The 26,509-nt window shown below is 55.4% G+C and carries 25 protein-coding genes; 19 read left to right on the top strand and 6 right to left on the bottom strand.

What is annotated here, in order from left to right:
- Nucleotides 1–127: 127 nt before the first annotated feature.
- Both sbmA and H650_RS19130 read left to right on the top strand, forming a co-directional pair.
- Entirely contained in the window at nucleotides 128–1,348 is a 1,221-nt protein-coding gene (gene sbmA, locus H650_RS19125) for a peptide antibiotic transporter SbmA (protein WP_020456714.1), read from the top strand.
- A gap of 13 nt (nucleotides 1,349–1,361) precedes the next feature.
- A complete protein-coding gene (locus H650_RS19130) occupies nucleotides 1,362–2,489 on the top strand; it encodes a DUF1615 domain-containing protein (RefSeq protein WP_020456715.1) in 1,128 nt (375 codons plus the stop codon).
- On the opposite strand, the gene H650_RS19135 is transcribed toward H650_RS19130, so the two are convergent.
- Nucleotides 2,486–2,794: a DUF2755 family protein gene (locus tag H650_RS19135; RefSeq protein ID WP_017458815.1), complete on the bottom strand. Its 309-nt coding sequence runs from the start codon at nucleotides 2,792–2,794 to the stop codon at nucleotides 2,486–2,488. The two genes, H650_RS19130 and H650_RS19135, sit on opposite strands and share 4 nt — an antisense overlap.
- A gap of 266 nt (nucleotides 2,795–3,060) precedes the next feature.
- On the opposite strand from H650_RS19135, the gene H650_RS19140 reads away from it, so the two are divergent.
- The gene (locus H650_RS19140; protein ID WP_017458816.1) at nucleotides 3,061–3,282 is read left to right on the top strand and encodes a DUF2754 domain-containing protein; all 222 of its coding nucleotides are present in this window, start codon (nucleotides 3,061–3,063) and stop codon (nucleotides 3,280–3,282) included.
- Here the strand turns inward: H650_RS19140 and ddlA are convergent, their stop codons facing one another.
- The gene (gene ddlA / locus H650_RS19145) at nucleotides 3,283–4,383 is read right to left on the bottom strand and encodes a D-alanine--D-alanine ligase (protein WP_020456716.1); all 1,101 of its coding nucleotides are present in this window, start codon (nucleotides 4,381–4,383) and stop codon (nucleotides 3,283–3,285) included.
- A gap of 108 nt (nucleotides 4,384–4,491) precedes the next feature.
- On the opposite strand from ddlA, the gene H650_RS19150 reads away from it, so the two are divergent.
- From H650_RS19150 to H650_RS19175, 6 genes are all read left to right on the top strand, one after another.
- Entirely contained in the window at nucleotides 4,492–5,175 is a 684-nt protein-coding gene (locus H650_RS19150; protein ID WP_020456717.1) for an extensin-like domain-containing protein, read from the top strand.
- A 169-nt stretch (nucleotides 5,176–5,344) separates the two neighbouring features.
- Nucleotides 5,345–6,535 (top strand): multidrug efflux MFS transporter, encoded by a 1,191-nt coding sequence (locus H650_RS19155; protein ID WP_020456718.1) that lies wholly within the window; start codon nucleotides 5,345–5,347, stop codon nucleotides 6,533–6,535.
- A 261-nt stretch (nucleotides 6,536–6,796) separates the two neighbouring features.
- Nucleotides 6,797–7,057 (top strand): anti-adapter protein IraP, encoded by a 261-nt coding sequence (iraP, locus tag H650_RS19160; RefSeq protein ID WP_017458820.1) that lies wholly within the window; start codon nucleotides 6,797–6,799, stop codon nucleotides 7,055–7,057.
- 87 nt (nucleotides 7,058–7,144) lie between these two features.
- Nucleotides 7,145–8,575, top strand: coding sequence for an alkaline phosphatase (phoA, locus tag H650_RS19165; protein WP_020456719.1), 1,431 nt, complete (start codon nucleotides 7,145–7,147; stop codon nucleotides 8,573–8,575).
- 90 nt (nucleotides 8,576–8,665) lie between these two features.
- Entirely contained in the window at nucleotides 8,666–8,986 is a 321-nt protein-coding gene (gene psiF / locus H650_RS19170; RefSeq protein ID WP_020456720.1) for a phosphate starvation-inducible protein PsiF, read from the top strand.
- 181 nt (nucleotides 8,987–9,167) lie between these two features.
- The gene (locus H650_RS19175) at nucleotides 9,168–10,691 is read left to right on the top strand and encodes an FAD-dependent oxidoreductase (RefSeq protein WP_020456721.1); all 1,524 of its coding nucleotides are present in this window, start codon (nucleotides 9,168–9,170) and stop codon (nucleotides 10,689–10,691) included.
- A gap of 35 nt (nucleotides 10,692–10,726) precedes the next feature.
- On the opposite strand, the gene proC is transcribed toward H650_RS19175, so the two are convergent.
- A complete protein-coding gene (proC, locus tag H650_RS19180) occupies nucleotides 10,727–11,533 on the bottom strand; it encodes a pyrroline-5-carboxylate reductase (RefSeq protein WP_020456722.1) in 807 nt (268 codons plus the stop codon).
- Nucleotides 11,534–11,666: 133 nt separating this feature from the next.
- Here proC and H650_RS19185 point away from each other — a divergent pair, with 133 nt between their 5' ends.
- From H650_RS19185 to ppnP, 5 genes are all read left to right on the top strand, one after another.
- Nucleotides 11,667–12,128, top strand: coding sequence for a YaiI/YqxD family protein (locus H650_RS19185; RefSeq protein WP_020456723.1), 462 nt, complete (start codon nucleotides 11,667–11,669; stop codon nucleotides 12,126–12,128).
- Nucleotides 12,129–12,399: 271 nt separating this feature from the next.
- Nucleotides 12,400–12,924 carry a shikimate kinase AroL gene (gene aroL / locus H650_RS19190; RefSeq protein WP_020456724.1) on the top strand — a complete coding sequence of 175 codons (525 nt, stop codon included), beginning with the start codon at nucleotides 12,400–12,402 and terminating at the stop codon, nucleotides 12,922–12,924.
- Nucleotides 12,925–12,974: 50 nt separating this feature from the next.
- Entirely contained in the window at nucleotides 12,975–13,166 is a 192-nt protein-coding gene (gene yaiA, locus H650_RS19195) for a protein YaiA (protein WP_017458827.1), read from the top strand.
- A 217-nt stretch (nucleotides 13,167–13,383) separates the two neighbouring features.
- Nucleotides 13,384–14,061 (top strand): AroM family protein, encoded by a 678-nt coding sequence (locus H650_RS19200; RefSeq protein WP_020456725.1) that lies wholly within the window; start codon nucleotides 13,384–13,386, stop codon nucleotides 14,059–14,061.
- An 88-nt stretch (nucleotides 14,062–14,149) separates the two neighbouring features.
- Entirely contained in the window at nucleotides 14,150–14,434 is a 285-nt protein-coding gene (gene ppnP / locus H650_RS19205; protein ID WP_017458829.1) for a pyrimidine/purine nucleoside phosphorylase, read from the top strand.
- Between the two features lie 45 nt (nucleotides 14,435–14,479).
- Here the strand turns inward: ppnP and rdgC are convergent, their stop codons facing one another.
- Nucleotides 14,480–15,391 (bottom strand): recombination-associated protein RdgC, encoded by a 912-nt coding sequence (gene rdgC / locus H650_RS19210; RefSeq protein WP_044489799.1) that lies wholly within the window; start codon nucleotides 15,389–15,391, stop codon nucleotides 14,480–14,482.
- 99 nt (nucleotides 15,392–15,490) lie between these two features.
- Between rdgC and mak the strand changes: the two genes are divergently transcribed.
- Nucleotides 15,491–16,399 (top strand): fructokinase, encoded by a 909-nt coding sequence (gene mak, locus H650_RS19215; protein ID WP_020456727.1) that lies wholly within the window; start codon nucleotides 15,491–15,493, stop codon nucleotides 16,397–16,399.
- A gap of 33 nt (nucleotides 16,400–16,432) precedes the next feature.
- On the opposite strand, the gene sbcC is transcribed toward mak, so the two are convergent.
- Together sbcC and sbcD are read right to left on the bottom strand one after the other, a co-directional pair.
- Nucleotides 16,433–19,573, bottom strand: a complete 3,141-nt coding sequence (gene sbcC, locus H650_RS19220) for an exonuclease subunit SbcC (RefSeq protein ID WP_020456728.1) — start codon at nucleotides 19,571–19,573, stop codon at nucleotides 16,433–16,435.
- Nucleotides 19,570–20,772 (bottom strand): exonuclease subunit SbcD, encoded by a 1,203-nt coding sequence (gene sbcD / locus H650_RS19225; protein WP_020456729.1) that lies wholly within the window; start codon nucleotides 20,770–20,772, stop codon nucleotides 19,570–19,572. The genes sbcC and sbcD overlap by 4 nt, the downstream gene beginning before the upstream one ends.
- Nucleotides 20,773–20,970: 198 nt before the next feature.
- Here sbcD and phoB point away from each other — a divergent pair, with 198 nt between their 5' ends.
- The 4 genes from phoB (at nucleotide 20,971) to proY (ending at nucleotide 26,142) form a co-directional block, all read left to right on the top strand.
- Entirely contained in the window at nucleotides 20,971–21,660 is a 690-nt protein-coding gene (gene phoB, locus H650_RS19230; RefSeq protein WP_007373472.1) for a phosphate response regulator transcription factor PhoB, read from the top strand.
- 21 nt (nucleotides 21,661–21,681) lie between these two features.
- Nucleotides 21,682–22,980 (top strand): phosphate regulon sensor histidine kinase PhoR, encoded by a 1,299-nt coding sequence (gene phoR, locus H650_RS19235; protein ID WP_020456730.1) that lies wholly within the window; start codon nucleotides 21,682–21,684, stop codon nucleotides 22,978–22,980.
- Between the two features lie 406 nt (nucleotides 22,981–23,386).
- Nucleotides 23,387–24,706: a branched-chain amino acid transporter carrier protein BrnQ gene (brnQ, locus tag H650_RS19240; RefSeq protein WP_044489577.1), complete on the top strand. Its 1,320-nt coding sequence runs from the start codon at nucleotides 23,387–23,389 to the stop codon at nucleotides 24,704–24,706.
- Nucleotides 24,707–24,789: 83 nt separating this feature from the next.
- Nucleotides 24,790–26,142, top strand: a complete 1,353-nt coding sequence (gene proY / locus H650_RS19245) for a proline-specific permease ProY (RefSeq protein WP_020456732.1) — start codon at nucleotides 24,790–24,792, stop codon at nucleotides 26,140–26,142.
- The last annotated feature ends 367 nt before the right edge of the window (nucleotides 26,143–26,509 follow it).

Genomic DNA, 26,509 nt, shown 5'->3' on the forward strand with positions numbered 1-26,509 from the left:
TCAGGTCAGATTTAACCAGACGGCGCCGCATTTCGCGGCGCTTTTTTTGTCGCGGCCCATTCAGGGGCTTACACACAGTGATGCACAGCATTTGTCGTAAATAATAAGAAGTGAGCAGGAGAGCATTATGTTTAAGTCCTTCTTTCCGAAACCGGCGTTGTTCTTTTTGTCGGTGTTCATCTGGACCGCGATTACCGTGGTTTTCTGGCAGGCCGGTGGTGAAGCGTGGTTGATGCGTCTCACCGGTGCGTCTGCGGATGTGCCGATTAGCGCCGCGCGTTTCTGGAGCCCTGGCTATCTGTTGTTTTATGCCTACTATCTGCTTTGTGTCGGCGTGTTTGCGCTGTTCTGGTTTACCCTCTCGCCGCATCGCTGGCAGCGCTGGTCGATTCTCGGCACCGCGTTAATTATCTTTGTGACCTGGTTTTTGGTGGAAGTGAATGTCGCCATTAACGCCTGGTATCAGCCGTTTTACGATCTTATCCAGACCGCACTCAGCGCGCCGAACAAAGTCAGCATTCATCAGTTGTACAGCGAGATTGGCGTGTTTTTGTGGATCGCACTGATTGCCGTAACGGTGGCGGTGCTCAATAACTTTTTCGTCAGCCACTATGTGTTCCGCTGGCGTACGGCGATGAACGAATATTATATGGCGCACTGGGAGCGTTTACGCCATATCGAAGGCGCGGCGCAGCGCGTGCAGGAAGACACCATGCGTTTCGCCTCGACGCTTGAAGATATGGGCACCAGTTTTATTAACGCTATCATGACGTTGATCGCTTTTTTGCCGGTGCTGGTGGCGTTGTCGCCGCATGTACAAGAGATACCAGTGGTTGGGCACATCGCTTATGGCCTGGTGATTGCCGCCGTGAGCTGGGCATTGCTCGGCACCGTGTTGCTGGCGTTTGTGGGCATCAAACTGCCGGGTCTGGCGTTTAAAAACCAGCGCGTGGAAGCGGCTTACCGTAAAGAGCTGGTCTACGGCGAAGATGATGCCGGTCGCGCCAGGCCGCATACCGTTACAGAGCTGTTCGCCGCCGTGCGCCGTAACTATTTCCGGCTCTATTTCCACTATATGTATTTCAATATCGCCCGTATCCTGTACATGCAGGTTGATGTGGTGGTTGGCCTGATTGTGCTGTTCCCGACGATTGCCGCCGGGGCTATCACTTTCGGTCTGATGCGCCAGATAACCAACGTGTTCGAGCAGGTGCGCAGTTCGTTCCAGTATTTGATCTCTTCCTGGACGACGTTGGTGGAGCTGATGTCTATCTATAAACGTTTACGCAGTTTTGAGCGTGCGCTGGATGGGCAGGAGATCCAGCCTGTGCCCCATACTTTTGGTTAACACAAGGAACGTTATGGTTTACGTCCCCCGTTTTGGCTGGTTGCTGGCGACGTTGATTCTCGCCGGGTGTAGTACGCAGGGCTCGCTTTCGCAAAAAGAAGCCGAAGCTGAAAAAGAAAAAGCGTTGGAACAACAGCAGAACAAGCCGATGGATGTCGCAAGCGTGGTGCGGCGAACCATTCCCGCCAGCGTGAAAGATCGCGAAGGCTGGGCGCAGGATCTGGCGACAACCTTTAGCAGCCAGAAGCTGTCGCCGACGCTGGAGAATATCTGTTCGGTGCTGGCGGTGGCGCAGCAGGAATCCAATTACCAGTCTGATCCGGTGGTGCCGGGGCTGAATAAAATTGCCTGGAAAGAGATCGATAAGCGCGCCGAGCGGATGCACATCCCAACGATGCTGGTGCATACCGCGCTGAAAATCCCGTCGCCGAACGGTAAAAGCTACAGCGAACGGTTGGACAAAGTGCGCACCGAAAAAGAGCTCAGCGCCATTTTTGATGACTTCATTGGCATGGTGCCGATGGGGCAGAAACTGTTTGGTTCGCTCAACCCAGTGCGCACCGGCGGGCCGATGCAGATTAGCATCGCCTTTGCCGAGCAGCATACGGACGGTTATCCGTGGAAAATGGAAGGCACCGTGCGCCAGGAGGTCTTCAGCCGCCGCGGTGGATTATGGTTTGGCACCTATCATCTGCTCAACTACCCGGCCAGTTACACCGCACCCATCTACCGTTTCGCCGATTTTAACGCCGGGCTGTATGCCAGCCGTAACGCGGCGTTTCAGAACGCCATCAGCAAAGCGACCGGTGTGAAACTGGCGCTCGACGGCGATTTGATTTTGTACGGCAGCAGCGATGCGGGTAGCACGGAATTAGCCGTGCGCAAACTGGGCGCTTCGCTGGGCATGAGCGATCGTGATATCCGTCGGCAACTGGAGCGCGGAGACAGCGACAAGCTGGAAGAGACCAAACTCTATCGCGAAGTTTATCGGCTGGCCGAGAAGAAAAGCGGCAAACCATTGCCGAGAGAGGTACTGCCGGGGATCAAGCTGGAAAGCCCGAAGATCACGCGCAACCTGACAACAGCATGGTTTGCGAAGCGCGTCGACGATCGTCGGGCCGCCTGCATGGCGCAGAACTAGCGCGAATGGTGGTGTCGCCAGCGTAAGATAAGGAAGATGACGCCGAGCAGGGCGCTTCCCGCGAGGAAAGGCACAAGACCGAAAATCGTGCCGACGCCCATTCCCATTTCTACGTGCGGGCGGGTGGTGTCCTGCACTTGCATCAGATGCTCGAACACGCCCGGTGCATGCACCAGCAGGTTCAGCAGCTGCGCACCCGCCCAGAAGCAGAGTAGTACGAATACGGCGTAAGCAATATTACCCGGTCTGGAGGTGTCACGTTGTTTTGCGCCCTTAAAGGGTTTTGACATAGTAAAGTCAGCCATAAGACCTCCGGTACTCTTTACTTTTTAACGCTCGATGTAGTTGGCGCGTGGCCTCAACTGACGGTAATTTTGGCAGTTGTACCGCTTTGTCAACATCAGAATGGTGATAATTTCGCCCCGGGAATGATTCCAGTTGGATGATTTTTGCCGATGCTCACATTTCTGTAACGTTTTAATTACCTTGGTAACATTTCAGAATTTCCGCATACGCCACAGACGGTAAGCGGCGGTTGTGCGATGATGCCGTTTTGACTGCCGGAGTTGTCATGAAGCTGCCTGTAAAAATTCGCCGTGACTGGCACTATTACGCGTTTGCGATTGGGTTGATATTTATTCTGAATGGCGTGGTCGGGCTGCTGGGGTTTGAAGCCAAAGGCTGGCAAACCTACGCGGTGGGGCTGGTAACCTGGGTGATTGGTTTCTGGCTGGCCGGGTTAATTATCCGCCGCCGCCCGGAGGACGAGGAGACGGCGGATAAACCGCAGTAATTAGTTATTAACGGTAATTTTCAGCGCGCTGTTAGCCTGATGGCGCGCAATAGCCAGCTCAATCAGGCGCGTGATTAACTCGCTATAACCAATGCCGCTCGCCTGCCACAGTTTCGGGTACATGCTGATATTGGTGAACCCTGGCAGCGTGTTGATTTCGTTAATGATTACGTCGTTTTCCGGCGTCAGGAACACATCCACGCGCGCCATCCCTTCACAACCCAGCGCCTGATAAGCCTGCACGGCAATGCCGCGGATTTTATCGTTGATTGCCGGATCAATGTCGGCGGGCACAACCACCTGAGCCCCGTTTTCATCGATGTATTTGGTGTCGTAGGCGTAAAACTCGCTATTAAGCACGATTTCGCCACAGGTACTGGCCTGCGGTGAGTCATTACCCAGCACGGCGCATTCAATCTCACGGCCTTTGATGCCGGTTTCAACAACTACTTTTTTATCGAATTCAAACGCCAGGTTGACCGCCGCCTGGTACTGCGCTTCATTCGTCACTTTGCTGACGCCCACGGAGGAACCCTGGTTGGCGGGTTTAACAAACAGCGGCAAACCGAGCCTGGCTTGCACATCGCTGAAGCTAATCTGCCCGCGATTGGCGCGAGTTAGCGTGATAAACGGGGCGATGGAAAGCCCGGCGTCGCGTAACAGGCGCTTGGTGACGTCTTTATCCATGCAGGCTGCAGAGGCGAGCACGTCGGAGCCGACAAACGGCAAGTTCGCCAGACGCAGCATACCCTGTAATGAACCATCTTCGCCCAGCGTGCCGTGAACAATCGGGAAGATCACATCGACATTCGGAAGCGGTGTGCTGTTTTCTGCCTGGATCAGTTGTTGCTGTTGGATCCCCGGCACCAGCGCCACGCTATTTTCCGAGGGGTTTAAGGCGATACGCGCCGGATCGTTGGCGTTTAGCAGGTAATTATTCGCATCGCTGACATGCCACTGCCCCTGTTTATCGATCCCCAGCAGCACCACGTCAAAGCGTGATTTATCCATGGCGTCGACGATATTTTTCGCCGACTGTAACGACACTTCATGTTCCGCTGATTTGCCGCCAAAGACGACCCCTACCCGCAGTTTTGCCATTTCTCCGTTCACTCACACTGAATTCACAAAGCACATACCATAGCACGTCAAAACGCACGATTCGCGGCCTTCTGCCATAATGTTTTCTGGAAACCAGAAGGAGGCGACGTGAGCGGGAAAGGGCTGATTGTTTTGTGCATCCTTCTGGCGGTGATTTGGGTTGGCTACCGCGCGTTGCCGTCTTACTACAACCCGTTTGCGCCGTTACAGCTTAGCGACCCGCCCGGGCGCATTACGCAGTTCAAACTGCGCCGCTTGCCGCCGCAAGCCTGTGCGGAATTATTGTCGCAGGCGAACCAGCAACGCCTGATCTCGTCGGCTCCGGTTGCCGACAGTGCCGGAGATTGCCCGTTAACCAATGTCGTACGGGTACGCGACTTTGGCGCGGTTAAACTGAGCAGCAGTTTTCTCGCCAGTTGCCCGCTGGCGCTCAGTTCCGCGCTGTTTGTCGAGCAACAGGCGCGGCCACTCACCGAACGCTTTATGGGCAGCCAGCTTACGCGTATCGATCATCTTGGCAGCTATGCGTGTCGCAATATCTACAACCGCGCCGATGCGCGACGTAGCGAGCATGCCAGCGCCGAAGCGCTTGATCTCAGTGGTTTTCGACTGGCGAATGGCCAGTCCGTGACGGTACTGAAGGGCTGGCGGCAGGCGCGAACACAGCCGTGGCTGCGGGCAATGTTAAGCGCCAGTTGCGGCTATTACGGTAACGGCCTTGGGCCGGAGTACAACGCGGCTCACGCTAACCATTTTCATCTTGGCATGCGCGGCTTTGGCCTCTGTCGCTAAGCATAATCCACTGTCAATAATGGGGTTTCTCCTCCGGGCGGCGGCATGAAACGCAAGCTGACAGATAAAATACCGAAATCGCCGTCACCGCATCTCTGGTGACTCATCGCTGGCGCATTCTTGTTAACCTGTGCGCTGTTTGTCAAAATCTCAATAATTACGCGTACTTATGGAATCCTGGAAGGTCAATCTTATCTCGGTCTGGTTCGGTTGTTTTTTCACCGGGCTGGCCATCAGCCAAATTCTGCCGTTCTTGCCGTTATATGTTGCGCAATTGGGCGTGACGTCCCATGAAGCGCTGTCGATGTGGTCAGGCTTAACGTTCAGTATCACCTTTCTGGTTTCGGCGATTGTTTCGCCCATGTGGGGCAGTCTGGCGGACCGGAAAGGGCGCAAACTGATGCTATTGCGCGCCTCGTTAGGGATGGCGATCGCGATTCTGTTACAGGCGTTTGCCACCAATGTCTGGCAGTTGTTGATCCTGCGCGGCGTGATGGGGCTGACCTCTGGTTATATTCCCAATGCGATGGCGCTGGTGGCTTCGCAGGTGCCGCGCGAGCGCAGCGGCTGGGCGCTAAGTACGCTCTCCACGGCGCAGATAAGCGGCGTGATTGGCGGGCCGCTGATGGGTGGTTTTCTCGCCGACCATGTGGGGCTGCGCATGGTGTTCCTTATCACGGCGATATTGCTGATCGTGAGTTTCCTCGTCACGCTGTTTTTAATTAAAGAGGGCGTCAGACCGACGGTGAAAAAGGGCGATCGCCTGAGCGGCAAGGCGGTGTTCTCTACCTTGCCGTACCCGGCGCTGGTGATCAGTTTGTTTATCACCACCATGGTGATTCAGCTGTGCAACGGCTCTATCGGCCCGATCCTGGCGCTGTTTATTCAATCTTTGTCACCGCATACCACTAACATTGCTTTTCTCAGCGGGCTTATCGCTGCTGTGCCCGGTGTCTCGGCGCTGATTTCCGCCCCGCGCCTCGGCAAATTGGGGGATCGCATTGGTACATCGCGCATTTTAATGGCGACGATGGCGGTGGCCGTGGTGCTGTTCTTCGCCATGTCGTTTGTTACGTCGCCGCTCCAGCTTGGGATCTTGCGCTTTATGCTGGGTTTTGCCGATGGCGCCATGCTGCCCGCCGTGCAGACGTTGCTACTGAAATACTCCAGCGATCAGGTCACCGGGCGTATTTTCGGGTACAACCAATCGTTTATGTATCTGGGAAATGTTGCCGGGCCGCTGATGGGAGCCACCGTATCCGCGATGGCGGGTTTCCGTTGGGTATTTGCCGCCACGGCCGTGGTGGTGTTTATTAATCTCTGGCAATTACTGCTGGCGTTTCGCCGGATAAAACGCTAACGCAACAGGGCCGAAATAATATAAGTCTGCTTCGGCCTTACTATCGTTTTTTCTTATGCAAATAAGCCAGGCGCTTTTTTTTATTTATCGCTAAGCCACTCAAAGGATTTGCCATCGAAGCGGGAGAAACGTTTCGTTAGCCCTGTTTTTTAAATGACTATTAAGCGTTGTGAGAAAATCCGCAAAAATAATACATGTATCTACTTTGCAACATCAAAACTCAATGCTAACGTCTTTGAAATCTCGTAAGGAAATAGCGCTATGAAAAATCTCATTGCAGAGTTATTGGTCAAGCTGGCAGAAAAAGAAGAAGAGTCGAAAGAACTGGTCGCTCAGGTTGAAGCGCTGGAAATCGTGGTGACCGCGCTGCTGCGCCAGATGGCGACGACGGAACAACAGGCGTTAATTCAGAGTATTGAAGGGGCGCTGGAAGAAGCCCGGCCGGGAACGCACGTTACCCATCAGGACGCGGAGTTGCTGCAACAGTACGTAAAAAAGCTTTTAAGGCACCCGCGCAGCTAAACCTCTGACGCGCTGCCTGCACTGTCATATCACTGTCATCTGCGCTACCTATAGTCGCTCTGTTTTATTTTCTTTAAGTATTTGTACATGGAGAATATTAAAGTGAAACAGAGCGCATTATTTCTTGCATTATTACCTCTGATGTTTACCCCTGCTATTTATGCCGAAACGACGTCGGCACCGGTTCTTGATAATCGTGCTGCTCACGGCGATATTTCCACGCCTGGTGGTGCGCGCCGTTTAAGCGGTGACCAAACCGCTGCTCTGCGTGATTCCCTCATGGATAAGCCCGCCAAAAATATTATTTTGCTGATTGGCGATGGCATGGGGGATTCCGAAATTACCGCCGCGCGAAATTACGCCGAAGGGGCCGGTGGATTTTTTAAAGGTATTGACGCACTGCCGCTGACCGGCCAGTACACACACTATTCGCTGGACAAAAAAACCGGCAAGCCGGATTACGTCACCGATTCCGCCGCGTCGGCCACGGCCTGGAGCACCGGCGTGAAAACCTATAACGGTGCGCTCGGCGTCGACATTCACGATAAAGATCACACCACCATTCTGGAGATGGCCAAAGCCGCCGGTCTGGCGACGGGCAACGTTTCCACTGCGGAACTGCAAGACGCTACGCCCGCCGCGCTGGTTTCTCACGTTATCTCACGCCGCTGCTACGGCCCGACGGTGACCAGTGAGAAATGTGCGCTTAACGCGCTGGAGAAAGGCGGTAAAGGGTCGATTACCGAACAACTGCTGAACGCCCGCGCGGATGTCACTTTGGGCGGCGGCGCGAAAACCTTTAGCGAAACCGCGACCGCTGGTGAGTGGAAAGGGAAAACGCTGCGTGAACAGGCGCAGGCGCGCGGCTACCAGCTGGTCGGTGATGCCTCTTCGCTGGCGGCGATCAGCGAAGCTAACCAGGATAAACCGCTGCTGGGGCTGTTCTCTGACGGCAATATGCCGGTGCGCTGGGAAGGGCCAAAAGCCTCGCTGCACGGCAATATTGATAAACCTGCCGTGACCTGTACGCCCAACGCGAAACGCACCGACAGCATACCAACACTGGCGGCGATGACGGAAAAAGCTATTGATTTGCTCAGCAAAAATGAGAAAGGCTTCTTCCTGCAAGTGGAAGGCGCGTCGATCGATAAACAGGATCACGCGGCGAACCCGTGCGGTCAGATCGGTGAAACGGTTGATCTCGACGAAGCTGTGCAGAAAGCGCTGGAATTTGCCAAAAAAGATGGCAATACGCTGGTGATCGTGACGGCGGATCATGCCCACGCCAGCCAGATCATTCCGGCAGATACCAAAGCGCCAGGCTTAAGCCAGGCACTGAACACCAAAGACGGCGCGGTAATGGCCATCACTTACGGCAACTCGGAAGAGGAGTCGATGGAACATACCGGAACGCAGGTTCGCATCGCGGCTTACGGCCCGCATGCGGGCAACGTGGTGGGGCTGACAGATCAGACCGATCTGTTCTACACCATGAAAGCAGCTCTGAATCTGAAGTAACAGCCTCCCGGCGGTAAATCTTTGCTGCCGGGTGGTTTTTTCACCAATTAGTACCATCCTTAAAAGGCACATTAAGAGAAGGATGGTGCTATGAAAATAACATTACTGGTTACCCTCGTTTTCGGTCTGCTGTTTGTCACGGCGTTAAGCGCCGCCGAAAAAACACTGACCCCGCAACAACAACGTATGACCCTCTGCAATCAACAGGCGACGGCGCAAACCCTGGCGGGAGACGCCCGTAAGAAATACATGAGTGACTGCCTGAAAAACACCAAAACTGAGCCCGGACAAAAAAGCCTGACGCCGCAGCAGCAGCGGATGCGCGAATGTAATGCCCAGGCGACGCAACAATCCCTGAAAGGCGAAGATCGCAGTAAATTTATGAGCGGTTGCCTGAAAAAACCGCAATAACGCATCGGGTGAGCATCGCGTTTTGCTCACCCTCTTTTCGGAATTTGCCCCGTCTTTTTGCCCGCCCGCTAATCTCTGCCAGGCTTACTTTGTGAGCTTCGTTTTATTTTCCCTTTTCCTCGTGGTTGTGCGCTGTCTGGCGTTACGCCCGTTTTCGCAACACTGACACGGGAGCAAATTGATGAACTATCAATATGTTACTGAACTTAATGCCTTACCGGAAAGCCAACCGGTCAAAGTGGATGTCGCGGGCACCTCAATGATCCTTATCCGCACCGGGGCGAAAGTTCGCGCCTTTCAGAGTAAATGCCCGCACGCAGGCGGGCCGCTGGAGAAGGGCGCCGTGTGCGATGGCAAACTGGTCTGCCCGTGGCATAAAGCCGCGTTTGATATCACCAATGGCGAATGGCGTGAACCGCTGGCGCTGCAAAACCTCAAGCAGTATCCGGTGATGCTTGAGCAAAATCGTGTACTGGTGAACCCGCGTCCACTTTCTCCCGCCAGCCATTCGCTTATCCGTGGCGAGCGCCCGCAAACCGCCGTGATCCTGGGAACAGGTGCCGCAGGCAGTGCGGCGGCGATAACGCTGCGTGACGCCGGGTTTAACGGTCACCTGGTGTTGATCGATAAAGAAGATGATGCGCCCTACGATCGCACCGCGCTGAGCAAATTCGTTCCGGCGGGAAAAATGAAAATCAGTGACGTTCCCCACTTACTGGACAGCGCCTTTTACAGCCAGCCCGGCGTCGAAAGCCTGCGTGAAGAGGTGGCGAATATTGATTGCCACGCTCACCAGCTTACGCTTGCCGGTGGCCGACAGATCGCTTTCGACAAACTACTGCTGGCCACCGGCGGACAGCCAGTATGGCCAGATATTCCCGGCAACCACCTGGCGGGTGTGCATGTGCTGCGTGGTATCCACCAGGCTGAGCGTCTGCTCAATGAAGTCGAACAGGAGCAGCAACTGGTAGTGATCGGTAATAGTTTTATCGCCATGGAACTGGCGGCGGCGCTGCGTAATCAGGATATCGACGTGACGGTGTTATCGCGCCATGCGCTGCCGTTTGTACCGCAGTTCGGTGAGGAGGTGGGGCGGTATTTTATGGATCTGCATAAACAGAACGGCGTGAAGTTTGTTACCGGCGAACCGGCGGCGCTGGAGGGGAACGGCCATGTGCGGAGCGTAACGTTAAAAGATGGTCGTTCCGTACCAGCACACGTAGTGGTATTTGCCACGGGTGTGCAACCGGTGACCGATATGGCGCACGATCTGCCTCATGAAAAAGATGGCAGCCTGACGGTGGATGAAACCTTGAGCGCGGCGCCGGATGTCTGGGCGGTAGGGGATATCGCCAGCTACCCGGCCCCGGAAGGGCGTCGTCGCATTGAACACTGGCGTGTGGCGCAGCAGCAGGGACGCCTCGCCGCGCTGAATATGCTGGGTGAACGGCACACCTTTGATCGGGTGCCCTTTTTCTGGACGACCCACTTTGGTAACCGCTTTGAATATCTCGGTTACACCCGTGAGTGGGACAGTATGAAAATGCTGGGATCGTTTGATAATAAACGTTTTGCCGTGCTCTACGGCGAAGAAGGCGTACTGAAAGCGGTGCTGAGCTGCGGCGAGTACAGTGAAACGGCGGGCTTACTGCTGAAAATGCAGCAACCGATTAGCATGCATGCCGCCAGCGAAATGCTGGCCTGAGAAATCGCGCCACGCGACATCGCGTGGCGCATTAGTTAGCTACTCATTTTGTCAGACTTCGCCATACACGCGGCAATCGCTTCGATCACCGCAGAGCGGAATCCTTTCTCTTCCAGCACTTTTACCGCTTCAATGGTGGTGCCGCCAGGCGAACAGACCATATCTTTAAGCTCGCCCGGATGCTTGCCACTTTCCAGCACCATTTTTGCCGAGCCCATCACCGCCTGTGCGGCAAATTTATAGGCCTGCGCGCGCGGCATCCCGCCCAGCACAGCGGCATCGGCCATCGCTTCGATAAACATAAACACATATGCCGGTGCGGAGCCGCTGACGCCAACCACCGGGTGGATCATCGGTTCGGCAATCACTTCCGCTTCACCAAAGCAGCGGAAGATATTCAGCACATCGGCGGTATCTTCCGGCGTGACCAGCGCGTTAGGCGTCACAGAGGTCATGCCCGCATTCACCAGCGACGGGGTGTTGGGCATGGCGCGGACGATTTTGCGGTCGTGGCCGAGCGCGCGCGCTAACTGATCAAGCGTAACGCCGGCGGCGATGGAGACCACCAGCGTCTCTTTGTTCAGGCTGGAGGCGATATCGTTAAGCACTTTAGCCATAATGTTCGGTTTGACAGCGCCAAAGACGATATCGGCAATCTGCGCCACTTCCTGCGCGCTTTGCGCGGCGTTCACGCCAAACTGATCATGCAGGGCAGCCACTTTCTCCGGCGATGGGGTATACACCCAGATCTGCCCCGGCAGCACCTGACCGCTGGCAATCAGGCCGCCAACAATCGCTTTTCCCATGTTACCGCAGCCGATAAAACCGATTTTCTTCTCCATCACATCCGTCTCTCTGCTTGTAAATGTTTGTGCGATATAGCTTAACGTGGATTGGCGGCGAGGGCGAAAGGATCTCTCCTTTCCCCGACAGGAAATTAAAGCGACAATGCGCCAAAACCAGAAAGGAGTAACGATGGCGATTTGGGTTGATGCGGACGCCTGTCCGAACGTAATCAAAGAGATTTTATTCCGTGCCGCCGAGCGCACACAGACGCCGTTAACGCTGGTGGCGAATCAAAACCTGCGTGTGCCGCCGTCGCGGGTGATCCGCTCCATCAGAGTGCCTGCCGGTTTTGATGTCGCCGATAATGAAATTGTTCGGCTGTGCGAAGCCGGTGATTTGGTGATAACGGCGGATATTCCGCTGGCGGCGGAAGTGCTGGCAAAAGGCGCGGCGGCGCTGAACCCGCGCGGTGAACGCTATAGCGAGGCAACTATTCGCGAAAAGCTGACGATGCGCGATTTTATGGATACCCTGCGCAGCAGCGGTATTCAAACCGGTGGCCCGGACAGTCTGTCACAGCGGGATCGCCAGCAGTTTGCCGCCGAGCTGGATAAGTGGTTGCTGGCCGACAAGCGCCGCCAGAGCGAGTAAATTCTGCGCATCCCCGTTTGATATGTTACTGTTTGCCGCCTTGCGGGCTTGCCAGCCTGTGTTACATTCAGTAAGGTTGCCGCGACACGTGCTGCCATAGAATCTTTACAGATGAAACCCAGATTAACTCTGGTTTCGCTTGAGGTTTTTATCGGCGCAGACATAAAAGTGTAACGTTAATTTTACGATGAATTTCGTACTAGTTTGGTGATATTATCGCTGTCTTATTTTCCGTCCTGCACTGTGCAGGACCCGGAGGGAACACCTGCTCATGACGCTCCCCATTTTTCTTATCGGCGCACGTGGTTGCGGTAAAACGACAGTTGGTCGGACGCTGGCGCTGGCGCAGGGATGCCAGTTTATCGATACCGATTACTGGTTGCAGGAAAATGCCCAACAGACCATCGCAGCGATTGTTGAACAGGAAGGGTGGGACGGATTTCGCGCACGGGAAACCGCCGCGCTGGAAGCGGTTAGCGCGCCATCACGTGTGGTGGCGACCGGCGGCGGGATTATCCTTCGCGAATACAACCGCCGTTTTATGCGTGAACACGGCGTGGTGATTTATCTCTGCGCGCCGGTCGATGTGCTGGCTGACCGGCTGGAGGCTTTTCCCGAGGAGGGGCAACGCCCGACGCTAACCGGTAAGCCCATCAGCGAAGAGGTCAGTGAAGTGCTGGCGCAGCGCGATGCGTTGTACCGTGAAGCTGCGCATTATGTAGTGGATGCAGCGCAGTCGCCGGATAAGGTGGTGTCTGATATTGAAGCGGCATTGCAACTGGCGCGCGCCAGTTAGCGAAACGTTTGTCTATACTTATTGCTCGACCCGCAAAATGAGGAAGAGCTATGCCGACCAAACCGCCATATCCGCGTGAAGCCCGTGTTGTCGCCGTTGAAAAAGGTGCGAATGGCCCGACAGTGACCTGGTATGAACTGCGCGCCGACCATCCGAAACCGGACACCTTAATTAGTGAACACCCCACCGAGCAGGAAGCTCTGGACGCCAAACGGCGTTATGAAGATCCGGACAAAAGCTAAGCCGCGTCTTGCAGGCTGGATGATTTCCTGAACATTACAAAAAAGGATCTACGTCACGTTTTTAAACTGGCTGAATAATAGCCAGCGGTTACTCTTTTATGGTTACTGGAATTTATATGAACACAGGAGTGGCATGTTCTCTTTACACAACAGCCGTCAAAACGGCGTGATCGAGAGCGAATAAGAACAAGCAGTGATGAAAGGCGGAAAGTAGAAAATGAGCGCGACCTTGGCGATCCTCACCATAGGTGTGGTGCCGGTAAAAGAGATTTTCCCGCTCCTCGCGGAGCACGTTTCAGAAGAGCAGATCACCCATCTCAGCCTGCTGGGAAAAATGGATCCGGATGAGGTGCGACGTGAATACGCCGTTGGTGCCGGGGAGCACGCCATTCCCACTCGATTAAGCGATGACAGCCTCGGGATGGTTTCCCGCGAGAAAGTGGAGCGCGATCTGCAAGGTATCATCGAGGTGCTGGATAACCAGGGTTACGATGTCATTTTGCTGATGAGTACCGCTGATATTCGCGGTTTTGTTGCGCGTAACGCGATTTTGCTTGAGCCGCAGCGCATTATTCCGCCGCTGGTCGCTTCCATTGTTGACGGGCATCAGGTGGGCGTGATGGTGCCCATTCCCGAACTGATGGCGCAGCAAAAGAAAAAATGGCAAGTGCTGGAAAATGAACCTTACTACGTGCTGGCCCATCCTTACCTGGCGACAGAACAGGAATTAATTGCCGCGGGTAAAGAGCTTATTGAGCGCGGTGCGGATGTGCTGATGCTGGATTGTCTTGGTTTCCATCAATATCACCGCGATTTGCTGCAAAAAGCGCTGGATGTACCCGTTTTGTTATCGAACGTGCTGGCCGCGCGGCTGGCATCTGAACTGCTGGTTTAGGCCAGCAACCGTGTGAATTTCTCGTGACAGAAGCAAAGCCCGGCCTCTATAGTGTTTTTCCATACATTTTCTTTATAAGGGCCAGTTCATGCTTCAAAGTAACGAATACTTTTCCGGTAAAGTGAAATCCATTGGTTTTACCAGCAGCAGCACTGGCCGTGCCAGCGTTGGGGTCATGGCGGAAGGGGAATACACTTTCAGCACCGCGCAGCCGGAAGAGATGACGGTAGTAAGCGGCGCGCTGAATGTACTGCTGCCGGGCGAAACCGAATGGAAAGCTTACGCTGCGGGTGAAGTGTTCAACGTACCTGGCCATAGCGAATTTCATTTGCAGGTGGCGGAACCGAGTTCTTACCTCTGCCGTTACCTGTAATGCAAAACGCCCGGAAAATCCGGGCGTTTGTCTGTGGGGAAAAGGTTAGCGCTGCGCTTCGCCGCCTAAGCCTTCCACCAGGTTTTGAATCAGCGCCGCCAGCTCGCCGGTCATCAGAATAAAATCGGCATCGAAACGCTGGGCAAAATCTTCGCGATCGATATCTTCGTTCTGATCGCGCAGCTCATCGCAGAATTTCAGGCGTTTTACGGAACCGTCATCGCACATCAGGAACTGGATACGCTGCTGCCAGTCGAGCGCCAGCTTAGTGACCACTTTGCCCGCCTCAATGTGTACGGCGATTTCATCGCTCACCAGATCCTGTTTTTTCGCACGGATCACGCCGCCATCTTCCAGCATCGCTTTCAGCTCTGCTTCATCCAGCAACTGGAAACCCTGCGCTACCGTACCGGAACGCACCCATTCGGTCAGCGTCAGTTCGATAGGATTTTCCATCGCCAGCGGTACGACCGGCAGCGAACCGAGGCTTTTACGCAGCAGCGCCAGCGTGTCTTCCGCTTTTTTGGCGCTGGCGCAGTCGACCATAATCAGACCATTCACGGTGTCGATCCACATCATGGTCTGGCTGAAACGGCTGAACGCACGCGGCAGCAAGGAGTGCAGCACTTCGTCTTTCAGCGAATCTTTTTCGGTTTTTTTCAGCTTGCGACCCTGCTCGGCTTCAAGACGGGAAATTTTTGCTTCCAGCGCTTGTTTGACTACCGGCGTCGGCAGAATTTTTTCTTCTTTACGCGCACAGATAATAATCTGACCGTTGTTGCTATGGGTCAGCGCGTCGCTGTGTGAACCCATCGGTGGAACCCATCCGGTTTTCGCCATATCCTGACTACCGCATGGAGTAAACGATAGTGGGGCAAGCTGTTTTTCCATCTCTTCCGCACGCAGCGCAACATCGCGGCTGAGACGGTATACCATTAAATTTTTGAACCACAGCATGATTTTTTCCACGGCCTTGTCGTTAAATGCAGCGGGCATGATAGCGAATTGTCGCTGCCGTTGCATTGCTAATGCGTGGTCCACTATGAGGAGTTTGATGTGCGTATCGGTATCGACTTAGGTGGTACAAAAACAGAAATTATTGCGCTGGGCGAACAAGGCGAAGAGTTGTTTCGCCACCGCCAGGCCACGCCGCGTGACTATTGGCAAACCATTGAGCTAATCGCTTCGTTGGTGGATCTCACGGAAAAAGAGACCGGGCAGCGCGGCACGGTAGGCATGGGCATTCCCGGTTCGATTTCGCCCTACACCGGTGTGGTGAAAAATGCCAATTCAACCTGGTTGAACGGTAAACCGTTCGATAAGGATTTGAGCCAGCGGTTAAACCGCGAAGTGCGGCTGGCAAACGACGCCAATTGCCTGGCGGTTTCCGAGGCGGTGGACGGCGCGGCAGCCGGTGCGCAAACGGTGTTCGCGGTGATTATCGGCACCGGCTGCGGTTCCGGCGTCGCGCTTAACGGCCACGCGCACATCGGCGGTAACGGCACCGCAGGCGAGTGGGGTCACAATCCGCTGCCGTGGATGGATGAGGATGAGCTACGCTACCGCACCGAAGTCCCCTGTTATTGCGGCAAGCAGGGCTGTATTGAAACCTTTATTTCCGGCACCGGCTTTGCCACGGATTATCAGCGCCTTAGTGGCAAGGCACTCAAAGGCCATGAAATCATGCGGCTGGTAGACGAGCAGGACGCGGTGGCGGAACTGGCGATCAGCCGGTACGAGCTGCGGCTGGCAAAATCACTGGCGCATGTGGTGAACATTCTTGACCCGGATGTGATTGTGCTGGGCGGCGGCATGAGTAACGTCGAGCGGCTTTACCAGACCGTACCGGTTCTGCTGCGCAACTGGGTATTTGGCGGTGAGTGCGAAACGCCGATCCGCAAAGCGCTGCACGGCGATTCCAGCGGTGTACGCGGCGCGGCATGGCTGTGGCCGCAGGGCGAATAAACAACAAGGGCGCGGTTGCACGCGCCCTTATTTTTAACTCACCGCGAATTTCCCGTCGAGTTTGCTGTAGCCCAGCCCGTTAATTTTCTTCACTTTGATCTGCACCGGGATGCGCTCTTTCATCGCTTCCACATGGCTAATCACGCCGATGGTTTTGCCGCTGGCGTTCAGCGCGTCAAGGGCATCCAGCGCCGTATCCAGCGTTTCACTGTCCAGCGTGCCAAAACCTTCATCGAGGAACAGCGAGTCGATGCGGGTTTTATGGCTCACCAGATCGGAGAGCGCCAGCGCCAGCGCCAGGCTGACCAGGAAGCTCTCGCCGCCGGAAAGGGTGCGCGTATCGCGTACCGCGTCCGCCTGCCAGGTGTCCACCACCTCCAACTCCAGGGCGTCGCTCTCCTTGCGTTTCAGCAGATAACGACCATGCAGGCGATTAAGCTGGTTGTTCGCCAGCCAGACGAGGTTATCCAGCGTTAAACCCTGGGCGAATTTGCGGAATTTATCCCCCTCTCTGGAGCCGATAAGCGCGTTCAGATGTCCCCAGTCGTCATACAGCACGCTGGCATGCGCCATCTCCTGCAATACGTTTTGCTGGCGCTTGCGGTTATCTTCGTCCTGTTTCAGCTGTTGGCGGAATTCACCCTGACGAGTGGTGTTTTCCCGAAGCTGGCGCGAAATAGCCTCCAGCGCCAGGCCAATGCTTTCAACCGTGGCATCCGGGGCGAGTGCCGCAGGCGGCTGTGCCTGGTGCGCATTTAGCGCCTGTTCAGCGCTGTTCGCTAGTGCCTGTTTCTGCTGGCATTCGCTGTCGAGCTTCTGGCGTAACTGCTCAAGGCGCTGGCGTTCAGGCTCGGTGAGCAGGGCGTCGAGAAAGGCCTGATGATCGGCGAAAACGCTTTTCCCCAGCGCATCGGCAAATTGTTGCTCCAGCGCGCCTGCGGTGTGCTCCTCTTGCGCCAGTTGCTGGTGCAGGGTTTGCCACTGGCTTTGCAGCGCAAGACAGGCATCGTGTACTTTCCGCCAGCCTTCCAGCGCTACTGTCTGCCCGTCGCTGGCGGTGTCGCTTTCCGGTAGCGTCTCAAGGATCGGCGTGAGCTGCGCCATCTTTTCGTGCAGCGCACTGAGCTGCTGCTGTTGGTGTTGCCATTGTTCGGCTTCCTGCGTGCGCGCCGCCAGCCACGGCTCCTCTTCGCCTTCCGCTGGCAGGGTCAGATCCAGCTGCTGCAGCGTGGTCGCCAGTTTTTCACGGCGGGCAACCACAGCTTGTTGATACTGCTCGCTTTGTTGATGAAGTTCGCGGATTTGCAACTGCAGTGTCTGGCGCTGGTTTAGCAAGTAAAGCTGATGTTCATAAGCATCCTGCGCGCTTTGCCAACTGGTAAGCTCGCGATGCGGCTCCAGCGTGACGCTGAGCGCGGCACAGGCTTTTGCCCACTCCTGCAACCAGTTTTGCTCCTCCTGTTGCAGGTTTTTCACTTCGCGCTCATCTTTTTCGTAGCGTTCAGCCAACCCTTTCAGGCGCTCGCCAAGCGCGACGCCATCCTCTTTGACCTGGCGCACTTCCAGGTCCAGCGCGCTGCGCCGTGCCTGATTGACGCCTGGCTCAAGGGTTTGATAATGCGCGATCGCCGGATGTTCGGTTGCGCCACACAGCGGGCAAGGGTGACCCGGTTGCAGACGTGCGCGCTCGCTTTCCAGATCTTTGATGCGGTTTTCCAGCTCGCAAATGGTCGTGACTTCCGTCAGCAGCTGGTTTTTCTCTTTATACAGCTCGCGTTTGCGCGCCAGTTCAGCGCTGATCTTTTCCTGCTCGGCGCGTAAATCAAGCAAGCTCTGCTGGCGCTGCGCCAGCTGTTTGCGCAGCGGAGCAAAACGGGCATGCAGGGCGGTAAGTTGCTGGCGCAGCGGGCGGTTTTGCGCGCACAACGCCATTGCCGCAGCCGTCTCTTCCGCGCTCATTGCCAGTGTCGATTCAGGCAAGGTGCGCAGTTTCGCTTCGTAAGTCTGCACACGCTGTTGCAGGCCGAGCCACTGTTTTTTCTCTTCTTCCAGCTGGTTGAACAACACGCGCCAGCCGGTTAATTCGTTCTGCCAGCGCTCAAAACGGGCATTCTCAGCAAGCCAGCTTTCCAGCGTTTTCTGCGTTTTCTGCAATGTTGCATGCTGCTGCTGGGCGCTAAAACGAATGCGTGCGCGCTGTAACAGGCTGGCATGTAAGCGAGTATTTACTTCTTCGCTTTGTGCGCGGGTGCGAACCAGCGCTTTACGCTGCTCCTCAAGCCGATCCCATAGCGGGCGCAATTGCAGCGCCGGTTGCGCACGTTCCAGCGCCGCTAATTGCGGCTGGGCACCGGCCAGCGCTTGCTGAGCCTGTACCAGTGCGGCCTGCGCGCGTCCGCGCGCGGCGCGTAACTCCGCGTCGCGGTTCAGCCAGTTGGCCTGCGCCTGTATGTCGCGCTGCCCTGCCAGCAAACGTTGCTCTTCGTCAGTAAGCGCCTGCAAACGTTGCGCAAGCTGCTGGCGCTGCTCATCACTAAGCAGTTCCACGCCTTTTGCCTGCGCCTGCAACTGCTCCAGCCGGGTTTTCGCCGCTTTGTGTTTTTCAAACACCATGGCGGAAATCTGGCCGTAAATCTCGGTGCCGGTCAGCTCTTCGAGCAACTCGGCGCGTTCGCGCGGCTTCGCGTTGAGGAACGCGGCAAACTGCCCCTGCGACAGCAGCATAGAACGGGTAAAGCGGCCATAATCCAGCCCGGTCAGTGAGGCGGTAAGATCAAGCTTATCTTTCACTTTATCGGCAAGGATTTTGCCATCGGCGCAGGCCGCCAGCTCAACGCGCGGGGCTTGCAGGTTGCCATCCGGCAGCCCGCGGGCGCGGCTCTGGCTCCAGAACGCGCGGTAGGCGACGCCTTTCACTTCAAACTCCACCTCGGCCAGGCAGTCGGCCGTATCGCGGGTCATTAAATCGTTTTGCGATTGCGAAAGGGTGCTCAGGCGCGGTGTTTCGTGGTACAGCGCCAGGCAGATAGCGTCGAGCAGCGTGGTTTTCCCCGCGCCCGTCGCGCCGGTAATGGCGAATAAACCGTTACTGGCAAACGGCTCTTCGGTGAAGTCTATTTTCCACTCGCCTTTAAGCGAGTTCAGGTTTTTTAGCCGCAGGCTCAGGATTTTCATGCTTCATTCTCCTCATCCAACGCCTGGCGCGCTTCGCTAAACAACGTGTGTAACCGTGCATTTTGTGTGTCGTCGAGTTCTGCCAGCGCAAGGCGGCGGGCGAACACCTCTTCCACTTTTAATTCGTTTAAGGTTTCGCGTAACTCGCCGGAAAGAATTCGTTCGCGCTGCTCGCGGCTGCGGCGCACCAGCAGCACTTCGACCGGCAAATCTTCGGTTACCAGCTGGATTTTGCGTTGCATATCCGCCAGATATTCATGGCTTTCGATTTCAATATCCAGCCAGACGGGTGGCTCTGCGGGGGCATTGAGCCACTGTTCTAACTGACGGCAGATTTCAGCGAAATCGCCTTTGATCACCGCTAACGGTTGGGTTGCCGGCACCTCCAGCGCCGTGACATCGGCGAGCTTACCTTCGGCGAATGTCACCAGATTGACGCTTTTGCTTTTCCCGGTTTCATCAAAGCTCAACGCAATGGGCGAACCGCAGTAACGGATGTGCTCAAGGCCGCCAATCTTCTGCGCGCGATGAATATGGCCGAGTGCGAGATAATCCACAGGGGGAAAATTTTGTGCAGGGAAGGCGTCTAACGTGCCGATATAAATATCACGCACCGCGTCACTTTTACTGGCACCCACCGTGGTTAAATGGCCGCTGGCGATAATCGGCAGTGGTTTGTCACCGCGCAGTTCACAGGCCTCAGTAAATTGTTGTTGATAGTAATCGGTGATCGCCGCCAGTAAATGCTGCTGTTTTTGTTGCCCGGAAAGCCCCGCCTGGCTAACGGTAATGTCGCGCGGGCGTAAAAACGGCACCGGGCAAAATACCGCGCCGGGTTCGCCATCGCGGCGTTTTAGCAGGAATGGTCTGGTACCTGCACTGGCCACCACGGTGGTTTTCAGGTAAGCGAGGATCTCTTTTGATTCATTCAGCGTGGCCACGGAATCGTGGTTTCCCGCCAGCACGATAAGCTGGCAGCCCGTCTGCTGGAGTTTGACCACAAAGCGGTTGTAAAGCTCGCGGGCGTAGCTTGGCGGGGAACCGGTATCAAAAATATCGCCTGCGACAATAATGGCATCCACCTGATGCGTTTCGGCGGCGGCGAGCAGCCAGTCGAGAAAAGCGTCATGTTCGGCGGCGCGGTTTTTACTGTAGAAGTTTTGACCCAGATGCCAGTCTGAAGTGTGAATGATGCGCATAGCGGTTCCATGGCGAAAAAGCGTAAAGCAGATTATAAACATTAAGCAGATGAGGGACATAACCGAACGCAAATTTGCGTTGTCACACGGCCACCGGGCGGGTCATATAGCGGTCATCTTATTCATAAATCTGTCATAAAACTGACGCATAATGGCGCCGCTACATATACTGACGACTTAATTAAAACAGGGCGAATTATGGCGAGACGAATTCTGGTCGTAGAAGATGAAGCACCAATCCGTGAAATGGTGTGCTTCGTGCTCGAGCAAAATGGTTTTCAACCGGTGGAAGCTGAAGATTATGACAGCGCGGTGAACCAACTTAACGAACCCTGGCCCGACCTGGTTTTACTGGACTGGATGCTGCCTGGCGGTTCTGGCATTCAGTTTATTAAACATCTTAAACGCGAAGCGATGACCCGTGATATTCCGGTGATGATGCTGACCGCGCGCGGGGAGGAAGAGGATCGCGTTCGCGGTCTGGAAACGGGGGCGGACGATTACATTACCAAGCCATTTTCACCGAAAGAGCTGGTCGCGCGTATTAAAGCCGTGATGCGCCGTATTTCACCGATGGCGGTGGAAGAGGTGATTGAAATGCAGGGGCTGAGCCTCGATCCTTCCTCACACCGCGTGATGACCGGTGAAAATCCGCTGGATATGGGACCGACAGAGTTTAAACTCTTACACTTCTTTATGACTCACCCGGAACGTGTTTATAGCCGCGAACAGCTGCTGAACCACGTATGGGGAACCAACGTTTACGTTGAAGACAGAACCGTGGACGTGCATATTCGCCGTCTGCGCAAAGCGCTGGAACACAGCGGCCACGATCGTATGGTGCAAACAGTGCGCGGCACGGGATATCGTTTTTCGACCCGTTTCTGAAATTTGACAGGAGTGTGACGCGTGCTGGAACGGCTGTCATGGAAAAGGCTGGTGCTGGAGCTCCTCCTTTGTTGTATCCCCGCCTTTATTCTCGGCGCGATTTTCGGTTACCTGCCCTGGTTTTTGTTCGCCGCGGTAACCGGGTTGCTGATCTGGCATTTCTGGAATTTACTGCGTCTTTCCTGGTGGTTATGGGTCGATAAAAGCATGACGCCGCCGCCGGGAACCGGCAGCTGGGAGCCGCTACTTTACGGGCTACACCAGATGCAGATGCGTAACAAAAAGCGCCGCCGCGAACTGGGAAATTTGATCAAACGCTTTCGCAGCGGTGCGGAATCGCTGCCGGATGCGGTGATCCTCACCACGGAAGAAGGGGCGATTTTCTGGTGTAACGGTCTCGCGCAGCAGATGCTGGGGCTGCGCTGGCCGGACGATAATGGCCAGAATATCCTTAACTTACTGCGCTACCCCGAATTTACGAAATACATCAGGAACCAGGAGTTTGGCCGACCTCTGCACCTGGTACTAAATAATGGGCGGCATCTTGAGATTCGCGTCATGCCCTACAGCGAGCAACAACTGCTGATGGTGGCGCGCGATGTGACGCAAATGCACCAGCTGGAAGGCGCGCGGCGTAACTTTTTCGCTAACGTCAGTCATGAACTGCGCACCCCGTTAACGGTGCTGCAGGGCTACCTGGAAATGATGCAGGAGCAAACGCTGGAAGGGGCGCCGCGCGAAAAAGCGTTGCACACCATGCGTGAACAAACGTCGCGGATGGAAGGGCTGGTGCGTCAGCTACTCACGCTGTCGAAAATCGAAGCCGCACCGACGCTACCCCCTAACGAGACCATTGATGTACCGATGATGCTGCGGGTTGTCGAACGGGAAGCGCAAACCCTCAGCCAGCAAAAACACACGTTCACGTTTGACGTGGATAACACGCTCAAAGTGCTCGGGAACGAGGAGCAGCTGCGTAGCGCAATTTCTAATCTGGTGTATAACGCCGTCAACCACACGCCAGCGGGCACACACGTTATTGTGCGCTGGCAGCATGTACCGCAGGGCGCTGAATTTAGCGTGGAAGATAACGGACCGGGCATTGCCGCAGAACATATTCCGCGCCTGACCGAACGTTTCTACCGGGTGGATAAAGCCCGCTCGCGGCAAACTGGCGGCAGCGGTCTTGGATTGGCGATTGTCAAACACGCGGTAAATCACCACGAAAGCCGCCTTGATATCGTCAGCGAGCCGGGCAAGGGCACCCGCTTTAGCTTTGTCCTGCCGGAACGTCTGGTTGCCAAAAAAGCCGCTTCCTGAAGGCGCTGTCAGCATATCTTTCCAGCGGCCTGCGAAAACAGGCCGCTTTCCCGCACCGTCTACCACAGCTGAAACGTATTTTGTACGTCTGCTGCTTTTTTGTTCGCATGATCAGCCATGTGTTTTTCCTATAAATGGAGTATTTGACTGCTTGTTTTTTGCAATGCAGCATAAACATCTGGTTTTGCGATCCCACCTTGCCTTTAAACGTTATAAGCGTTTAAATTGCGCCCCATACATTGTCAGACCGACTGTGTTTGCGTGGTAAATCGAAAAACTATTCTTCGCCACGTTGTACATAAAGCATTTCCCGCTGATTTTTCACGCAATTGGCGTTTTATTGTTCGGTCGGGAAAGGCCAATAATTCATCACTTTACGACACCACATCCACAGGCAGTAAAACTTATGACCCATCACTTAAAACCACGAGACATAGTCGCTCTGGGCTTTATGACCTTTGCCCTCTTCGTAGGCGCAGGTAACATTATTTTTCCTCCGATGGTCGGCTTACAGGCGGGTGAACACGTCTGGACGGCGGCGTTTGGCTTTCTGATTACCGCTGTGGGTTTGCCGGTGCTCACCGTTGTCGCGCTGGCGAAAGTGGGTGGTGGCGTCGATAGCCTGAGCACGCCGATTGGTAAAGTGGCGGGTGTTCTGCTGGCGACGGTTTGCTATCTGGCAGTTGGGCCACTGTTTGCGACGCCGCGTACGGCAACCGTCTCGTTTGAAGTCGGGATTGCACCGCTGACTGGCGAAGGCGCAATGCCGCTGCTGATTTACAGCGTGGTTTACTTCGCGCTGGTGATCCTGGTGTCGCTCTATCCGGGCAAACTGCTTGATACCGTGGGTAACTTCCTTGCCCCGTTGAAAATCATCGCGCTGACTATCCTCTCGATCGCCGCGATTGTCTGGCCGGCGGGTTCCATCAGCCATGCGCTGGACGCCTACCAGAACGCCTCTTTCTCCAACGGTTTCGTCAACGGCTACCTGACGATGGACACCCTGGGTGCGATGGTTTTCGGCATTGTGATTGTCAACGCGGCGCGTTCGCGCGGCGTGACCGAAGCGCGTCTGCTGACCCGTTACACCGTTTGGGCTGGCCTGATGGCGGGCGTGGGTCTGACGCTGCTTTATCTGGCGCTGTTCCACCTGGGTTCAGACAGCTCTTCGCTGGTTGATCAGTCTGCCAACGGTGCCGCCATTCTGCATGCTTACGTTCAGCACACTTTCGGCGGTGCGGGCAGCTTCCTGCTGGCGGCGCTGATTTTCATCGCTTGCCTGGTGACGGCCGTTGGCCTGACCTGCGCCTGTGCCGAGTTTTTCGCGCAGTATCTGCCGCTCTCTTATCGTGCGCTGGTGTTTATTCTGGGTATCTTCTCGATGGCGGTGTCCAACCTCGGGTTGAGCCACCTGATTCAGATTTCGATTCCGGTGCTGACGATGATCTACCCGCCCTGTATCGTACTGGTGGTGCTGAGTTTTACCCGCTCCTTCTGGAACAGTTCAACACGCGTTATCGCACCGACCATGTTTATCAGCCTGCTTTTTGGTATCCTTGACGGCGTGAAAGCCTCCGCGTTTGCTGAACACCTTCCTGCCTGGACACAGCGCTTGCCGCTGGCGGAGCAGGGACTGGCCTGGTTGATGCCGGGTCTGGTGATGGTGATTCTGGCCGCAATCTGGGATCGCGCCGCCGGACGGCAAGTGACTTCCAGCGCGCATTAACAGCAGCAAACACGGTTTGTTTAACCACGGGGTACGCGCTCCGTGGTTTTTTATTTTTGTGTTGAATAATGGCAGTGGAAACGATGGAAAGTACTAATAAGCTGAAGCGTGGGCTAAGCACCCGCCACATTCGCTTTATGGCGCTGGGTTCAGCGATTGGCACCGGGCTGTTTTACGGTTCCGCAGACGCCATCAAAATGGCCGGGCCAAGCGTGCTGCTGGCTTACATTATTGGCGGTGTCGCCGCGTATATCATTATGCGTGCGCTGGGCGAAATGTCCGTGCATAACCCTTCTGCCAGCTCCTTCTCCCGCTACGCGCAGGAAAACCTCGGCCCGCTGGCTGGTTATATCACCGGCTGGACCTACTGTTTTGAAATCCTGATTGTCGCCATTGCCGATGTGACCGCTTTCGGCATCTATATGGGCGTCTGGTTCCCGACGGTGCCGCACTGGATTTGGGTGTTGAGCGTGGTGCTGATTATCTGCGCCATTAACCTGATGAGCGTGAAGGTGTTCGGCGAACTGGAGTTCTGGTTCTCGTTCTTCAAAGTCGCCACGATCATCATCATGATTGTCGCCGGTTTCGGCATCATCATCTGGGGCATTGGCAACGGTGGCGAACCGACCGGCATCAGCAACTTGTGGAGCCACGGCGGCTTCTTCAGCAATGGCTGGCTCGGCACGGTGATGGCGCTGCAAATGGTGATGTTCGCCTACGGCGGTATTGAAATCATCGGTATCACCGCCGGTGAAGCGAAAGATCCGGAAAAGTCGATCCCGCGCGCCATTAATTCAGTGCCGCTGCGCATACTGGTGTTCTACGTCGGGACGCTATTTGTGATTATGTCCATTTACCCGTGGAATCAGGTAGGAACAGACGGCAGCCCGTTTGTGCTGACCTTCCAGCATATGGGCATCACCTTTGCCGCCAGCATTCTTAACTTTGTGGTACTGACCGCCTCGCTTTCCGCGATCAACAGCGACGTGTTTGGTGTCGGGCGTATGCTGCACGGCATGGCCGAGCAGGGAAGCGCGCCGAAGATGTTCGCCAAAACCTCGCGCCGCGGTATTCCGTGGGTAACGGTAATGGTGATGACGGTCGCGCTGCTGCTGGCGGTCTATCTGAACTACATCATGCCGGAAAATGTCTTCCTGGTGATTGCTTCGCTGGCGACTTTCGCCACGGTGTGGGTGTGGATCATGATTCTGCTCTCGCAGATTGGTTTCCGTCGCCGCCTCTCCGCTGATGAAGTGAAAGCGCTGAAATTCAAAGTTCCGGGCGGTGTGGCCACTACCGTTGCCGGGCTGATTTTCCTCGTGTTTATTATCGCGCTGATTGGCTGGCACCCGGACACCCGCATCTCGCTGTATGTCGGTTTCGCGTGGATTGTGCTGCTGCTGATTGGCTGGATGTTTAAACGCCGCAAAGCCTGATAACCAACCGTGCCGGATAAGCGGTATGCTTATCCGGCAGCGCTTGTGCCGCTGGTGATGATGTTACTGGCGGCCGCTATTTTTCTCCCTGAAGCAGGGTGGTTTGCGCCGGTATCAATGACGCAGCCGCGAATTCATTAGCCTCTCTGCGGCCTCCGCGCTCTTCTTTCATACGCCATAAAAAGCCTTTCTCTCTCCCGGCTCAGCGTGGCCGTTCAGTTTAAATCACTTATTCATCTATAGTTTTTATCAAGATACAAGCGCGTCTGTCTGCGATTCCGGGCTGCCGCACGGCGAGGGCTGGTGACCCTCTCGCCAAATTCCATCTGCGCCCTCTCTCTCACCCCCGGAAAAAAGCGGAAAGAAG

It is taken from the genome of Enterobacter sp. R4-368, assembly GCF_000410515.1.
Taxonomy (GTDB): domain Bacteria; phylum Pseudomonadota; class Gammaproteobacteria; order Enterobacterales; family Enterobacteriaceae; genus Kosakonia.